Genomic DNA, 14,633 nt, shown 5'->3' on the forward strand with positions numbered 1-14,633 from the left:
CGTCCTGCATTTGGTCGGTGCTGGGCATGGCCGCACTGTCGCGCATCCAGGCGTGCAGAACCGGGGGGCGCCTGACCGTTCGCCTTGCGGTGTTCTCAATGAAGGCCCGGCCCCGCAGGGCCTATCTGCGCTACCCTGACCGGATGCCGGACGCTCCCGCTCCCCGTTCCCGCCTCCGGTTGCGGGTGTCGCCGGCCGCCGAGGCGCACGTCCGGGCCGGGCACCCCTGGGTGTACGAGTCCAGTCTGCGCGCTCAGAACCGCGGGGGCGATCCGGGCGAACTGGCCGTGATCTACGACCGCCGCGACCGGTTCCTGGCCATCGGCCTGTACGATCCGGACTCGCCGCTGCGGGTGCGGGTGCTGCACCAGGGCACGCCCGCCACCCTGGACGACGCGTGGTGGGCCGCCCGCCTGGACGCCGCGCTGGAACTGCGCGCGCCGCTGTTCGGGCCGGACACGGACGGCTACCGGCTGGTGAACGGCGAATCGGACGGCTGGCCGGGCCTGGTGATCGACCGGTATGCGCGCACGCTGGTCGTGAAGCTGTACACCGCCGCGTGGTTCCCACACCTTCCGCGCGTCCTGGCGCTGCTGGCCGACCGCTTCCCGGCCTTCGCGGTGGTGCTGCGCCTGAGCCGCAACATCCAGCAGCGCGCGGCCGATGGGGGGCTGTACGACGGTCGGGTTCTCGCCGGAAACGTCGGGAACGGTACCGTGGTCTTTCACGAGACGGGGCTGGCCTTCGAGGCGGAGGTGGTTCGCGGCCAGAAGACCGGATTCTTCCTCGACCAGCGCGAGAACCGCCGCCGGGTCGAGAAGTACGCGCGCGGGCGGCGGGTGCTGAACGCCTTCTCGTTCAGTGGCGGTTTCAGCCTGTACGCGGCGCGCGGCGGGGCGAGCGAGGTGATCAGCCTCGACCTGAGCGCCCACGCCCTGGCGAGCGCGGAGCAGAATTACGCCCTGAACCCGAAGCTCACGGCCCCGCACGAGACCGTGCAGGCAGACGTGTTCGCGTGGCTGGCCCACACGGATCGCGAATTTGATCTGGTGATCCTCGACCCCCCGTCGCTGGCGCGGCGTGAAAGCGAGCGGGCGGGCGCCATCCGCGCCTACGGGAAACTCGCCGCCGACGGGATCGGGCGGCTGGCGAGGGGGGGCATGCTCGTCAGCGCGTCGTGCTCCGCGCACGTCAGCGCCGAGGAATTCTGGGACGCCGTGCGGGACGCCGCCGATCGCAGTGGTCGGACGTGGCGGGAGCTTCACACGACCCGTCACGCGCCGGATCATCACGCCTCGTTCCCCGAGGCGGAGTACCTGAAGGCGATCTACGTCCAGCTCGATTGATCACGCCCCGGCTGGTCATGTAAACAGGGAGGTCGGATAGGACGTAGGAGAAGAGATTCGGCCTGGGCGATCCGCCCACCTTCAACTGCGTGTGATTACGCTCCTGGCGTAACATGGTGGTGTGGAGGCCATACCGCGCAAGATCATCCACGTCGACATGGACGCCTTCTACGCGTCCGTGGAACAGCGGGACGATCCGCAGCTGCGGGGTCGGCCGCTGGCCGTCGCCTGGGGCGGCCGACGCTCCGTGGTGCTCACGGCCAGCTACGAGGCCCGCCCCTACGGCGTGCACTCGGCCCTGCCGCTGTACCGCGCGCTGGAACGCTGTCCTGACCTGCGCGTCGTGGAACCGCGCTTCGAGGCCTACCGCGAGGTCAGCCGCCTGATCAGGAGTGTATTTCAGACCTACACGCCTCTGGTGGAACCCCTCTCGCTAGATGAAGCGTACCTGGACGTCACCACGCCCCGGATGGGCGGGCCGAGTGCCACGCGCATCGCGCAGGCCATCAGGGCCGGTATCCGCGAGCAGACGGGCCTGAGCGCCACGGCGGGCGTCAGCGTGAACAAGTTCCTGGCCAAACTCGCCAGCGGAATGAACAAACCCGACGGCCTGACCGTCATCCTGCCTGCCGAGGTGGACGCCCTGCTCGCTCGCCTGCCGGTGGGCGCGTTCCACGGCATCGGCCCGGCCACGGCGGCCCGGCTGGACGCGATGGGCATCCAGTCGGGCGCGCAGCTCCGCGCAGCCTCCCAGGACGACCTCGTGACGCGGTTCGGCGCGATGGGCACGCACTTCTGGCGCATTGCCCACGGTCTGGATGACCGTCCCGTCGAACCGGACCGGCCGTCCAAGAGCATCGGCACCGAGGAAACCTACAGCGACGACCTCCGCACGATCCAGGCTGTCCAGGCCCGGCTGCCCGTGCTGGCTGAGGGCGTCGAACGCCGCCTGGCACGGGCTGGACTGGCCGCGCACACCGTGATCCTGAAACTGAAATTCGACGACCGACGGGTCATCACGCGCCGCGTCACGCTGCCCGGCGCCGTCCACCGAGCGCCGGAATTGGCGGAACTGGCCGCCCGCCTCCTCACGTCCGGCCTCCTCGCCGGCCGAGGGGTGCGGCTCGCCGGGATCACCGCCGCCGGCCTGTGTCCGGTGGGGGAGACGCCCAGCCAGCCCCAGCTGTTCGGCGGCCTCGCCTGGAACGCCTGACCCCCGACGGAGGCTAAAGGTGGCGTCAGGAGTTGAGGACACGCCGCGACCCGTGGTCAGTTAGCGTGAGGGATCATGCCCACCCACGTGGTTCCAGCGACCGTGCTGCCCCGACGTCTGACCATCCCGCTCCTGACCATCCTGAGCGCGCTGCTTGGGGCCTGTGACGACGGCACCACGGGTGGAGGCACGCCGCAGCCCGTCCCCGTCTCCACGATCAGCGGCACCGTCACGCTGCCCGGCGCGACCTCCACGGCCCTCCCGCACACGCGCCCGCTGCGGCCCGGCGAGGTGCTGCGGGCCTCCGGCGGTCAGCCCTGGGCCGTGCAGGGCGCCGCGCACTCGACGCTGCAGTCCGGCGCGGTCATTCCCGGCGAGTACCTGATCGTGTCGCGGACGGGCCTGTCGGCCCAGACGGTCTCCGCCACGCTTTCGGCGCTCGCGGTACCGACGGTCGGGACGCTCCGGCTCGCGCGGGCGGCGGGTGCTCCGACCATCGGCCTGTCGCTGTACCGCGCAGACCGTCGCCTGAGCGCGGTGCAGTCCAGCCGCGTCCTGACCACCCTGGCGGCCCAGCCGGGCGTGATTAGCGTCAGCGCGAACCGGCGCATGGATGCCCTGGCCACGCCGAACGACATGTACTACCCACTGCAATGGCATTACCCCGCCATCAACCTCCCGGAAGCCTGGAACCACACCACCGGCAAGGCCATCACCGTGGCCGTCGTGGACACCGGCATCATCACCCATCCGGATTTGTCCGGACAGGTGCTTCCCGGGATGGACTTCATCAGCGACATCACCCAGTCCGGAGACGGGGACGGCATCGACACGGATCCCACCGATCCTGGCGGGAGCGAGTACCACGGCTCCCACGTTGCCGGAACCATCGGCGCCAGGAGCAACAACGGTATCGGCGTGGCCGGCGTCGACTGGGCCGCGAAGATCCTGCCGGTGCGCGTGCTCAACCAGAACAGCGGCTCGCTGGCGGACATCCTGATGGGCACCCTGTGGGCGGCAGGCGAGAAGGTCGACGGCGCTCCCATGAACCCGAATCCCGCCCGCGTCATCAACCTGAGCTTGGGCGGCGCCGGCGACTGCACGGCCGCCGAGCAGCAGGTCTTCTCACAACTGAAGGCCAAAGGGGTTGTGACCGTCGTCGCGGCCGGGAATGACAACGTGGACGCCACCACCATCTCGCCCGCGAACTGCGCGGACGTGATCACGGTCGGCGCGGTCGGCCCGGACGGTCGGCGCGCTCCGTACTCCAACTACGGCCCGCGCATCGACGTGATGGCCCCCGGCGGGAATTCCAGCCTGGGCGTGACGGTCGGCGCGGACACGTACCCCGGCGGCGTCCTGAGCACCACCTACGACGACGCCACCAGCACCTACCAGTACGAATTCCTCGACGGCACCTCGATGGCCAGCCCGCACGTGGCGGGCGCGGTGGCTTTGCTGCTGGGGCAGAATCCTGCCCTCACGCCCGCCCAGGTGCTCGCCCGCTTGAAGGCCAGCGCCGTTCCGCTCGGCAGCCGGTGTGACATCACGGACGGATGTGGGGCCGGGCTGATCGACGCCAGCGCCTTACTGACGGGCGTGACGCCCACACCCGTCCCGACACCCACCCCGACCCCGCCGAGCAGGCCTCCCCTCGTCGAGGCACTGTACATGAATCTCAGCAATCCGGCTCAGCCACCCGATTACCGCCGCAGTGCCTCTATTCAGCTGCCCCTTGATAGTTTGGCCCCTGGATACGTCCTGAAAGACCTCCAGGCGGGATCCTATCTCGTTCGCGCGTGGCAAGATCTTAACGGCGACGGGAAGGTGAACGAGGGCGAACCCTACGCCGAGTATCCTAACTACATCACCGTCACGACCACCGCACAGGACATCACGGGCATCGACCTGACGCTGCAGGCCTACTCGGTGCAGTCCGCCGGGCTGAACGGCTCCAGGGCTTCCCTCGCCACTGTGAAGGCGGCGCTGGAAACGCTGATCCGCATGGGCCGCTGAACGAAGGCCCGCTAGACTCCGGCACATGCAACACCTCCGAGCCGTGATCCTCGATCTGGACGACACCCTCTTCGATGACACCGCCTGCACCCGCGCGGGCCTGGGTGCCCTGGCCACCCGGCACGGTATCGACCTGCACCCCGATGACCTGTTCGCCCGGCACGCCGCGCACATTCACGCCATCGATCCCCTGCTCTTCCGGGGAGAGATCGATGCCCACGGCGCCCGCGTCCTGCGCTTCACGCGCCTGCTGACGGAACTGGGCGTGCCGAACCCGGACGGCGAGGGGGCCACCGTCACGTACCGAGAAAGCTACCGCGCCCACTGGCAACTGCTCGCGGGAGCTAACACCCTCCTGCACACGCTGCGCGGGCGCGGCCTGAAAACCGCGATCCTCACCAATTACGTGCGCGAGGTGCAGCACGAGAAACTCTCGCACTTCGGCCTGGACGCCCTCGTGGACGCTGTGCTGTGCATCGAGGACGTGCCCGCTCCGAAACCCGCTCCGGGGGCGTATCACGCCGCCTGCGCCGCTCTGGATGTCGCACCCGCGCAGACCGTGATGGTCGGCGATTCGTGGACGAACGATGTGCAGGGCGCACGGGACGCGGGCCTGCACGCCGTCTGGATCAACCGCCGTGGGCTGGCCGCGCCGCTCCCGGACGTGGCCCAGGTCACCGCGCTCGATGAATTACCCGGTGTGCTCGGCCTGGTGGGCCGTGCGGCTCAGCGCTGACGCCAGCCGCTCCAGATCGGCCTCCACACTCCACAGGCCAGGCAGCACGTACTTCTCGATGATTCCCAGCGATTCCGCGTCCTGCTCTGGACGCGTGTGCTCGTGCAGCATCCAGCCGATATCCGCCGCCAGATCCTCCAGCGGCCGGCGGCACAGGTAGAAGCCCAGCGTATCCAGATCGGTCGTGAACTCCGTCCCCAGCCCCGCACGGTACGCGGGCAGGACCTCCGCCAGACGGGCATGCAGCATCCACAGGTCATGCTCGGGCGGGGCCAGCCGAGCCGTCTCCCAGTCGACGAGCCACAGGTTTCCCGTCGCGTCCCGCATGACATTCCCGCCGTGTGCGTCCGTATGGCACACCACGAAGGGCTGCGCTCGGTGACGGGCGCGTTCCGCGAACGCCTGGGCGCGATCCAGCACACTCAGGATCGTTGCACGCTGGGGAACCAGCAGGTCGCGCAGAGCTAGCAGCCCCGGCCGCGCGTCCGCTGGCAGCTCATGGATGGTTCGGAGGGTGTCCGTGAGCACAGCCTCGAACGGCATTCCAAACTCCTCGGGGGGCATCGGCAGAGCGGAGGTCTCTGGCAGGAGGCTCGCCGATCCCGCGTGCAGTTGTCCCAGCAGCAGCGCCAGCTCGGGCAGCGCCGTCTCCCAGTCCGCTCCCAGATTCACCGCGTCAATCCACGCGTAAGCAAAAACCCGGTAGCCATCGATGTCTGCCACCCACCCACCATCGACGGTCGGCATGGGCTCGGGTACACGGCCCAGCGTTCCCGTCGAGCGCAGGGCCTGAAGCAGCGGCAGTTCTGCCAGGGCACGCGCGGTCACCTGCTCGCCGTACACGGTAGGTGGCATGGCCTTCAGGAAGCACTTCCCGGACGGCCCCACGGCCCGGTAGGCAGGCGCGGTACCGTCCGGCAGGAAGGTCAGGGACTCCACGTTCAGACCGAAGGAAGAGCGCACGGCGGCGAGGAGAGCGGCGTGGTCGATGGGCGGCTCGGTGGCCATTACAGCGGAGGGTGACCGAGCTGGTCGACGAATCCGGCCTGAAGGCCGAGTAGTTCCTCAAAGGGCACCACATCGCGCTGACGTTCCGAGACTGAAGGCCCTTGAGCCCAGAGGAACGGATACACCAGAACACCCTCATCCCCTGACATTCGGGCGCAGTCCTGCTCCCAGCCAAGCCACCGCACCGTGGCATAAAACTGTGCCAGAGCACCAGCGGATGTCATCCACTCTAGGAAGTCGGTGTACCCCATGCCCAGGGGTTCCCACGCGAGCAAATCTGGAGCCAAGTAACTGACGCGTCCTGGGTCTGGCCCAAACGCGCCACCATTGAGTGCGAACTGCCCGCCCAGGACGTCATCGGCCACGACCGCATATCCACGGCCAGGGTGTGGATTAGCGTTCTGAAACCCCCGCTGGCAGCGAGGATGACCGCCAGCACCGCGCAGCCGGAGCCAGCCATGATCGACCAAGAGACCCGCAGAATGAAATACAAGTGCGCCCAGCGGACTCCTCAGAGTGACCTGAGTAAAGAGCAGTGCTCCGCTGGCATGTTCTGGTGTAGCGGGCAATACCTCAACCGGTACTGCCGAGGTACCGAGGACGCCTTGCACCTGCGGCCAGGCGGGATCGTGAACCTGAATGAGATCAGTCAGTGGACGGGTCACGGCAACAGCCTACACAGCCCTGGCCAGCACATTGCCAACAGCTACAGCACGTGCCTGCCATAATTTCAGCCCGCCACCGTCGCTTGCTTTTCAGCTCCTTCTCCGGCTAGGTGCAGCCACGTGCTCATGACGCTGTCGGGGTTCAGGCTGACCGAATCGATGCCCTGTTCCATCAGCCACCGGGCCAGGGCAGGGTGGTCGCTGGGGCCCTGCCCGCAGATGCCCACGTACTTCCCGGCCCGTTTGGCGGCGGCGATGGCCTGGGCCATCAGGGTCAGGACGGCCTCGTTCTGCTCGTCAAACAGGTCGGCGACCAGCCCGGAGTCGCGGTCGAGCGCCAGCGTGAGCTGCGTGAGGTCGTTGCTTCCGATGGAGAAGCCGTCGAAGTGTTCCAGGAACTGGTCGGCGAGGATCGCGTTGCTGGGGATCTCGCACATCATGATGATCTTCAGGCCCCCATCTCCATCGACCGCACCGTCGCCGCGCCTGAGGCCGTTCCGGCCCAGGATCTCGATGATCTGCGCGGCCTCGCCGACGGTGCGGACGAAGGGAATCATGACCTGCACGTTCGTGAGGCCCATGTCGCTCCGCACGAATCGGATGGCCTCGCATTCCAGGGCGAAGGCGGCGGCGAAGTCCGGACTGCGGTAGCGGCTGGCCCCGCGGAAGCCGATCATGGGGTTTTCCTCGGTGGGCTCGTAGGCGCGCCCGCCGATCAGGTGGGCGTACTCGTTGCTCTTGAAGTCGCTCAGGCGGACGATCACGGGCTTGGGCGCGAAGGCGGCGGCGATGCTGGACACGCCCTCGGCGAGCTTCTGGCGGAAGAACTCGCGGGGGCTGGCGTACCCGGCCGTTTTCACGTCGATCTGGGCCTTCACGTCCTCAGGAACGTCCGGGTAGTCGAGCAGGGCGCGCGGGTGGATGCCGATCACGTTCGAGCAGATGAATTCCACGCGGGCGAGGCCCACGCCCTCGTTCGGCAGGGCCGCGAAGCTGAACGCCCGGTCGGGCGAGGCGACGTTCATCATGATCTTCAGGCCGATCTCGGGCATGGCGTCCAGTTCCACGCGGTTCACGCGGAAGGCGAGCCGGCCCTCGTACACGGAGCCGGTATCGCCCTCGGCGCAGGAGACCGTCACCTCCTGCCCGCTGCGGAGGTCGCGGGTGGCGGTGCCGCTGCCGACCACGGCGGGAATGCCCAGTTCGCGGGCGATGATCGCGGCGTGGCAGGTGCGTCCACCCCGGTTGGTCACGATGGCCGAGGCGCGTTTCATGACGGGTTCCCAGTCAGGATCGGTCATGTCGGCGACCAGCACGTCGCCGTCCTGCACGCTGTCCATCTGCGAGATGTCCTTCACCACGCGCACCGTGCCCGCCCCGATCCGGTTGCCCACGGCGCGGCCCTCGATCAGCACCGGGCCCTGGCCGGTCAGCTCGAAGCGTTCCATAACCTTCCCGGTGCGGCTCTGCACGGTTTCCGGGCGGGCCTGGAGGATGTAGATCAGGCCGTCCCGGCCGTCCTTGCCCCACTCGATGTCCATGGGGCGGCCATAATGCTCCTCGATCGTCACGCACTGCCGCGCGAGTTCCGTCAGGTTGCCGTCCGAGAGACTGAACGTGGCCCGCTCGGATTCCGGCACCGCCAGCGTCTGCACCCCACCGCCATCGGCATACGTCATCTTCTTCGCCTTGCTGCCCAGCGTGCGGCGCAGGATGGCCTGCTTCCCCGCCTTCAGGGCAGGTTTGTACACGAAGAACTCGTCCGGATTGATGGCGCCCTGCACCACCAGTTCGCCCAGGCCGTACGCGGCGGTGACCAGTACGGCGTCCCGGTAGCCGCTCTCGGTGTCGAGGGTGAAGGCCACGCCGCTGGCCCCCAGGTCGGTGCGGACCATGCGCTGCACGCCCGCCGAGAGGGCCACGTCCGCATGCGCAAAATTGTGGTGGACGCGGTAGGCGATGGCGCGGTCGTTGTACAGGCTGGCGAACACCAGCCGGACATGGTGCAGCACGGACTCGATGCCGCGCACGTTCAGGTAGGTTTCCTGCTGCCCCGCGAAACTCGCCTCGGGCAGATCCTCGGCGGTCGCGCTGGATCGCACGGCCACGTCCGGGTCGGGCACGCCGGAGTCCAGTGCCAGGGCAGCGTAGGCCTCGCGGATCGCGTGTTCCAGGGCGGCGGGCAGCGACGCGTTCTCGACCCAGCCGCGAATCTCACGTCCGGCGGCGACCAGCGCCGTCACGTCGTTCACATCCAGCGCCGTGAGCGCCGCGCCGATCTTCTCCTCGATCCTGTTCTCGCTCAGGAACAGCCGGAAGGCGTCGGCCGTCGTGGCGAATCCGCCGGGCACGCGCACGCCCGCCCCCGCGAGGCCCTGGATCATTTCGCCGATCGAGGCGTTCTTGCCACCCACGATCTCCACGTCGGTCATCCTTAGTGTACCCAGCACGCGAATCATATCCATTGGCTTTCTCCGGTGTGACGAGGCTTTTCGGGTAGGTGGCGGAGGGGATTAGTGTGTCGAACTCCCGTCAGCTTACCGGCAAAGCGCCCCGCTGTCCGTCACCCGCTGGGGGACTCGACCGGGTTCCGACTATCTGGGTCACTCGACCGTGAAATCCGGCCCGGGCCATGCCACTGTGGCCCATGCCGGAGCCACGCACCGTCCTGATCGTCAGCGACCACACGGGCCTCACCGCCGAGAGCATTGCCCGCGCCCTGCTCACGCACTTTCCGCAGGTGCCCCTCAAGTACCTGCGCCGCCCATTCACAGCCAACGTGACCGCCGCGCAGAGCGTGGCCCGCGAGGTCAGCGCCCTCGCCGCGCGGGGCGAGCGGCCCATCGTCTTCACGACCGTCACCCAGGCGGACGTCATGCGGGAACTCCAGGCCGCACCTGCCGCCGTCTTCGACCTGCTCGGCCCCGGCCTGGACGCGCTGGAGCAGGAGTTGACCGTGCCGGCTGTCCGGCAGGTGGGCGGCCACCACGACATGCACGACCCGCAGGACTACCTGAACCGTATGGACGCCTTGGACTTCGCCCTCGCCACGGACGACGGCCTGGGCGACCGGCAGTACGGCCTGGCGGACGTGATCCTGGTCGGCGTTTCGCGCGCCGGCAAGACCCCCACGAGCCTGTTCCTGGCCCTTCAGCACGGCGTCCGCGCCAGCAACTATCCGCTGGCCGAGGACGACTTCGAGCGCGACAGTCTGCCCATCCCGCTGGAGGCCCACCGCGCGAAACTGCACGGCCTGACCATCGATCCGCGGCGGCTGCACGCCATCCGCACGCAGCGCAAGGCGGGGAGCCGGTACGCCAGCCTGGAACAGTGCGAGTTCGAGGTTCGGCGCGCCGAGCAGCTCTTCCAGCGGGCCGGACTCCCGGTGCGCGATACGACCTCCGCCAGCGTGGAAGAGATCGCCGCCGGGATCCTGACCACGCTGCGCCGGGGATAGGCTGCGCCATGGCCGCCGACCTGCTGGACACCCTGCTCGACTCGTGGGATCGCACCAACCGCATCATCGTGAACCTGCTGCGGGCCCTGCCGCCCGGCGGTCTGGAAGCCCGCGCCCTGCCCGGACATCCCACCGTCGCGCAGATGCTCACGCACGTCGCGTACGTGCGGCTGGCGCTGGTCGAGGAGAATGCCCCGGAGGCCGCCCGTCCGATTCCTGAGGAGGAATGGCGCGCGGAGACTGACCCTGACCGGATTGCCCTGGAGCTGACCGGGAGTGCGGCGGCCGTGCGGGACGCCGTGCGCGGCCGGATAGTGCAGGGACGGATGCTGGACGACCGCTACGATCACCCGCTCCTGCTCCTCCAGCATCTGATCTGGCACGAGGGCTACCACCACGGCCAGATCAAACTTGCCCTCCAGGCCGCCGGAATCCCCATCGCGGACGAGGCGGTTGGCCCCCTGACCTGGGGCGTGTGGATGCGCCGGAGCTGATAAGAGGATGGGGCGGGTCTGGGAGCGCGTTCCAGACCCGCCCCATCGCCTCTATCAGAGGTTCTTGGGGCCCTGCACCCGCTCAGCGCCGCGTGCGGTAGCGGCGGATCAGGGTATTCGTGCTGCTGTCGTGCTTCAGCTCGGGCTCCTGCGCCGCGTGCAGTTCGGGCACGATCTTCCCGGCCAGCACCTTGCCCAGTTCGACGCCCCACTGGTCGAAGGAATTGATGTTCCACACGGCCCCCTGTACGAAGACCTTGTGCTCGTACAGGGCGATCAGGGCACCCAGGATGCGCGGCGTCAGGCGGTCGGCGAGGATGGTGTTGGTGGGGCGGTTGCCTTCGAACACGCGGTGAGGCGCCAGGTCCGGCGTGACACCCTCGTCCAGCACCTGCTCCAGCGTCTTGCCGAAGGCCATCGCCTCGGTCTGGGCAAACACGTTGGCCATCAGCAGGTCGTGGTGCGGCGCTTCATCGCCGAGTGGCAGCGGGTTGAGGGTCTGACAGAACCCTATGAAATCGCAGGGAATCAGCTTGGTGCCCTGGTGGATCAGCTGGTAGAAGGCGTGCTGCCCGTTCGTGCCCGGCTGCCCCCAGATGACCGGGCCCGTCTGATAATCCACGTGCTGGCCGTCCAGGGTAATGTGCTTGCCGTTGCTCTCCATGTCCAGCTGTTGCAGGTACGCCGGGAAGTACGCGAGGTACTGGTCGTAGGGCAGCACGGCGTGGCTCTGAGCATCGTGAAAGTTGTTGTACCAGATGCCCAGCATGCCCAGCAGCACCGGCAGGTTGCTCTCCAGCGGCGCGGTGCGGAAGTGCTCGTCCATATCGTGAAAGCCCGCAAGCAGCTCCCGGAAGCCGTCTGGGCCGACCGCCAGCATCAGGCTCAGGCCGATGGCGCTGTCCATGGAGTAGCGTCCCCCCACCCAGTCCCAGAAGCCGAACATGTTCGCCGGATCGATCCCGAATGTCTGCACGGCCTCCGCATTGGTCGAGACGGCCACGAAATGCCGGGCCACGGCGGCGTCGTCTTTCAGCGCTGCGAGCAGCCACGTGCGGGCGCTCCGGGCATTCGCCATCGTCTCCTGCGTGGTGAAGGTCTTGGAACTCACGATCACCAGCGTCTCGGCCGGGTCGAGGTCGCGGGTCTTCTCGACGAGGTCCGTGCCGTCCACGTTCGAGACGAAGCGCAGGGTCAGGTTCCGCTGCGCGTAGTGCTTCAGCGCCTCGGCGGCCATGACCGGCCCCAGGTCGCTGCCGCCGATTCCGATGTTCACGATGTTCTTCAGGGGCTTGCCGGTATAACCCAGCCACGTGCCGCTCCGCACCTGATCCGCGAAGGCCGCCATCCGATCCAGGACGTCATGAACGTCCGGTACCACGTTGCGGCCGTCCACCATCACCGTGGCGTCCCTGGGCGCCCGCAGGGCGGTGTGCAGTACGGCGCGGCCCTCGGTGACATTGATCTTCTCGCCCGCGAACATCGCGTCACGCTTCTGCGGCACGTGGGTTTCGCGCGCCAGGTCGAGCAGGAGCTTCATCGTTTCGTCCGTCACACGGTTCTTGCTGTAGTCCAGGTAAAGGCCCGCACCCTCGGCGCTCAGGCGTTCTCCCCGGGTGGCGTCGGCTCCAAACAGGGTGCGTAGAGTCATGTTTTTGCTGTCCTGAGCGTGTTTTTCCAGGGATTGCCAGGCAGTGGTCTTGGTGAGCGTTGCCGTCATGTGTGAACCTCCTGAGGAGCCCGGCCCGGTGGCCTACCCCCGAACGATGCCACGATACCCCCCCGCCCGGAGGGCCGGAATTAATTGTCCACGCGGTGAGAGGGACGTGTGAACGCGCCCCGTAACCTGCCTCATGCAAAGGAACCGACCACTCACTCCATGGGAATCGCGGGGCACCCCGGCCAGTGCGCTCCCCCACCGTCGCCCCGGTCAGCCTGCTCCCCAGCGCAGTGGCTACACGCCACAGACCCTGACCTCCGCCTTGATCGCCGAGGAACAGCGTCAGGTCTTCGCGATCCTCAATCGCCTGCGCCAGGCCCGCCTGCGCTGAGCATCCGACCCGCACCGGACGGTGCCCGTCTCCCGCCAGTTCGTACCAAGCGGCCCCCACCGGATTTCGACCGGTGGGGGCCGCTTGGGATTGGTAAGACTGCTGGCTTACTCCTGATCAGGCGTGGTCGAGGCAACCACCGCGCCAGGGGCCAGGGCACCGTACATCAGCAGCGAGAAGCGATCCTGCCAGTCACGCTGCACTTCCCGCTGGTCGCGGTGCCCACCGTGCAGCAGGGCCAGCAGGCAGGCATCGACCAGCAGGGCGCTGAGCATGCCCACGTTCGCCTCGGGTCGAAGGTTGCCCTGGTGCTGCATGGCCAGCAGTACCGGCTCGACCAGGGCGCCCAGCGTCAGGGCCGTTCTCAGGCCCGCTCCCGGCTGGCCGGACGCCGACTGGGCCGGGCCGACCGGCGCTGTTCCGTGGGCCTCCGGCGCCACGTGGGCAGTGCCCAGCACGGCCTGTCCGACCGCGCCCGCCAGGTGGCGGTAGCGGACGCCCAGGTCAGCCATGCGCGTGGTCACCTTCTCCCAGACCTGCTGCGGATTCGCGCCCGCGTGCAGGCGGGCCAGGGCGTCGTCCCGGCTCTCCGCGACGGCCTTCTCGAAATGGGCGAGGAGCATGTGCACCTTGCTGGGAAAGTATCGGTACAGGTTCGTGCGGCTCACGAAGGCAGCGCGGGCGATGTCCTGCGCGCTGGTGGCTTCGAGACCGCCACGCGCGAACAGCTCGAACGCGACCCGCGCAATGCGGTCACGCCTGGCCTGCTCCTGCTCGAGACGGTCTACCTTCACACGAACAGCATACTGTGCCCGATCTGCGGGAATGTTCGGGCCGCCTGATCGGGTGTTCACGTGCCCTTGGGATGCTGAGCGCCATCCCACTGTGGCTGGCGTGGCTGGAGCAGCCCTGCATTTCCCACCATACCCCCAACGCCCCCCGCTCGCTGTGAGGTCTTCGCCTGACAGCTCATGAACCCTGGGCCTAGAGTGGCTTACCGGGGCCCGCCCCAGGGCAGGCGCCGCCGGGAAAAGGCGAGGTGAGGTCTGTGCACATCTACAAGCTGTCCGGCCGGAACGTCGAAGTCACCGATGCAATGCGCGACTACGTGGAGGACAAGCTCACGCGGCTTGACCGGTACCACGACCAGATCACGGACGCGCGGGTCACCCTGACCGTCCGCGATGTCCGCGACGCGGCCCGCCGCAACCGGGTCGAAGTGCAGCTGAACGTGCCCCACGGGATTATCCGCGCGGAGGAACACCACTCCGACATGTACGCCGCCATCGACAAGGCCAGCGACGTGCTCGAACGCCAGCTGCGCAAGTTCAAGACCCGCTACATGAAGCACCGCCATGACGCCGTGCCGCAGCCCGAGCCCGGCCCGGCCGAGGCGGATGTGAACGCCGGCTACGACGATGTCAGCGAGTTCAGGCCTGAGATCGTCCGCACCAAGCGCTTCGAGCTGCGCCCCATGAGCCCGGAGGACGCCGTGGCCCAGATGGAGGCCCTCGGGCATGATTTCTACGTGTTCGTGCACATGAAGTCCGGGCATTCCGCCGTCGTGTACCGCCGCAAGGACGGGCACTTCGGCCTGATCGAACCGAGCGCCTGAACGCGGCGTGATCCGGGGGTGGGGCGCGTCCC

13 protein-coding genes are annotated in these 14,633 nt (G+C 68.1%); 8 read left to right on the forward strand and 5 right to left on the reverse strand.

Annotation, left to right across the window (positions count from 1 at the left end; translation table 11 throughout):
- Nucleotides 1–143: 143 nt before the first annotated feature.
- From E7T09_RS02270 to E7T09_RS02285, 4 genes are all read left to right on the forward strand, one after another.
- A complete protein-coding gene (locus tag E7T09_RS02270; protein ID WP_136387505.1) occupies nucleotides 144–1,346 on the forward strand; it encodes a 23S rRNA (cytosine(2499)-C(5))-methyltransferase in 1,203 nt (400 codons plus the stop codon).
- Nucleotides 1,347–1,467: 121 nt separating this feature from the next.
- Complete coding sequence (dinB, locus tag E7T09_RS02275) at nucleotides 1,468–2,559, forward strand: DNA polymerase IV (RefSeq protein ID WP_136387506.1); 1,092 nt, start codon at nucleotides 1,468–1,470, stop codon at nucleotides 2,557–2,559.
- Between the two features lie 75 nt (nucleotides 2,560–2,634).
- Nucleotides 2,635–4,575, forward strand: a complete 1,941-nt coding sequence (locus tag E7T09_RS02280) for a S8 family peptidase (protein ID WP_136387507.1) — start codon at nucleotides 2,635–2,637, stop codon at nucleotides 4,573–4,575.
- A gap of 25 nt (nucleotides 4,576–4,600) precedes the next feature.
- Nucleotides 4,601–5,311: an HAD family hydrolase gene (locus E7T09_RS02285; RefSeq protein WP_136387508.1), complete on the forward strand. Its 711-nt coding sequence runs from the start codon at nucleotides 4,601–4,603 to the stop codon at nucleotides 5,309–5,311.
- On the opposite strand, the gene E7T09_RS02290 is transcribed toward E7T09_RS02285, so the two are convergent.
- The 3 genes from E7T09_RS02290 to ppsA all read right to left on the reverse strand — a co-directional run bounded on the left by E7T09_RS02290 (nucleotide 5,267) and on the right by ppsA (nucleotide 9,449).
- The gene (locus tag E7T09_RS02290) at nucleotides 5,267–6,319 is read right to left on the reverse strand and encodes an aminoglycoside phosphotransferase family protein (protein WP_136387509.1); all 1,053 of its coding nucleotides are present in this window, start codon (nucleotides 6,317–6,319) and stop codon (nucleotides 5,267–5,269) included. The two genes, E7T09_RS02285 and E7T09_RS02290, sit on opposite strands and share 45 nt — an antisense overlap.
- Nucleotides 6,319–6,984 carry a DUF2625 family protein gene (locus E7T09_RS02295; RefSeq protein WP_136387510.1) on the reverse strand — a complete coding sequence of 222 codons (666 nt, stop codon included), beginning with the start codon at nucleotides 6,982–6,984 and terminating at the stop codon, nucleotides 6,319–6,321. The genes E7T09_RS02290 and E7T09_RS02295 overlap by 1 nt, the downstream gene beginning before the upstream one ends.
- A gap of 65 nt (nucleotides 6,985–7,049) precedes the next feature.
- Nucleotides 7,050–9,449 (reverse strand): phosphoenolpyruvate synthase, encoded by a 2,400-nt coding sequence (gene ppsA / locus E7T09_RS02300; protein WP_136387511.1) that lies wholly within the window; start codon nucleotides 9,447–9,449, stop codon nucleotides 7,050–7,052.
- A gap of 182 nt (nucleotides 9,450–9,631) precedes the next feature.
- Here ppsA and E7T09_RS02305 point away from each other — a divergent pair, with 182 nt between their 5' ends.
- Entirely contained in the window at nucleotides 9,632–10,441 is an 810-nt protein-coding gene (locus E7T09_RS02305; RefSeq protein ID WP_240741573.1) for a pyruvate, water dikinase regulatory protein, read from the forward strand.
- Between the two features lie 8 nt (nucleotides 10,442–10,449).
- Nucleotides 10,450–10,935, forward strand: coding sequence for a DinB family protein (locus E7T09_RS02310; protein ID WP_136387513.1), 486 nt, complete (start codon nucleotides 10,450–10,452; stop codon nucleotides 10,933–10,935).
- A gap of 82 nt (nucleotides 10,936–11,017) precedes the next feature.
- Here the strand turns inward: E7T09_RS02310 and pgi are convergent, their stop codons facing one another.
- Complete coding sequence (gene pgi, locus E7T09_RS02315; RefSeq protein WP_136387514.1) at nucleotides 11,018–12,655, reverse strand: glucose-6-phosphate isomerase; 1,638 nt, start codon at nucleotides 12,653–12,655, stop codon at nucleotides 11,018–11,020.
- A gap of 133 nt (nucleotides 12,656–12,788) precedes the next feature.
- Between pgi and E7T09_RS02320 the strand changes: the two genes are divergently transcribed.
- On the forward strand, nucleotides 12,789–12,986 hold the full coding sequence (locus tag E7T09_RS02320; RefSeq protein ID WP_136387515.1) for a hypothetical protein: 198 nt from the start codon (nucleotides 12,789–12,791) through the stop codon (nucleotides 12,984–12,986).
- Nucleotides 12,987–13,093: 107 nt separating this feature from the next.
- On the opposite strand, the gene E7T09_RS02325 is transcribed toward E7T09_RS02320, so the two are convergent.
- Entirely contained in the window at nucleotides 13,094–13,780 is a 687-nt protein-coding gene (locus E7T09_RS02325) for a TetR/AcrR family transcriptional regulator (protein WP_136387516.1), read from the reverse strand.
- 254 nt (nucleotides 13,781–14,034) lie between these two features.
- Between E7T09_RS02325 and hpf the strand changes: the two genes are divergently transcribed.
- Nucleotides 14,035–14,601 (forward strand): ribosome hibernation-promoting factor, HPF/YfiA family, encoded by a 567-nt coding sequence (hpf, locus tag E7T09_RS02330; protein WP_136387517.1) that lies wholly within the window; start codon nucleotides 14,035–14,037, stop codon nucleotides 14,599–14,601.
- The last annotated feature ends 32 nt before the right edge of the window (nucleotides 14,602–14,633 follow it).

The organism is Deinococcus sp. KSM4-11 (assembly GCF_004801415.1).
Classification (GTDB): Bacteria; Deinococcota; Deinococci; order Deinococcales; family Deinococcaceae; genus Deinococcus.

Bases quoted from the DNA above. Each gene is read 5' to 3' on its own strand.
- E7T09_RS02305 (WP_240741573.1), top strand. From the start codon at position 9,632: ATGCCGGAGCCACGCACCGTCCTGATCGTCAGCGACCACACGGGCCTC.
- E7T09_RS02270 (WP_136387505.1), top strand. From the start codon at position 144: ATGCCGGACGCTCCCGCTCCCCGTTCCCGCCTCCGGTTGCGGGTGTCG.
- E7T09_RS02310 (WP_136387513.1), top strand. From the start codon at position 10,450: ATGGCCGCCGACCTGCTGGACACCCTGCTCGACTCGTGGGATCGCACC.
- E7T09_RS02285 (WP_136387508.1), top strand. From the start codon at position 4,601: ATGCAACACCTCCGAGCCGTGATCCTCGATCTGGACGACACCCTCTTC.
- pgi (WP_136387514.1), bottom strand. From the start codon at position 12,655: ATGACGGCAACGCTCACCAAGACCACTGCCTGGCAATCCCTGGAAAAA.
- E7T09_RS02280 (WP_136387507.1), top strand. From the start codon at position 2,635: ATGCCCACCCACGTGGTTCCAGCGACCGTGCTGCCCCGACGTCTGACC.
- ppsA (WP_136387511.1), bottom strand. From the start codon at position 9,449: ATGGATATGATTCGCGTGCTGGGTACACTAAGGATGACCGACGTGGAG.
- E7T09_RS02290 (WP_136387509.1), bottom strand. From the start codon at position 6,319: ATGGCCACCGAGCCGCCCATCGACCACGCCGCTCTCCTCGCCGCCGTG.
- E7T09_RS02320 (WP_136387515.1), top strand. From the start codon at position 12,789: ATGCAAAGGAACCGACCACTCACTCCATGGGAATCGCGGGGCACCCCG.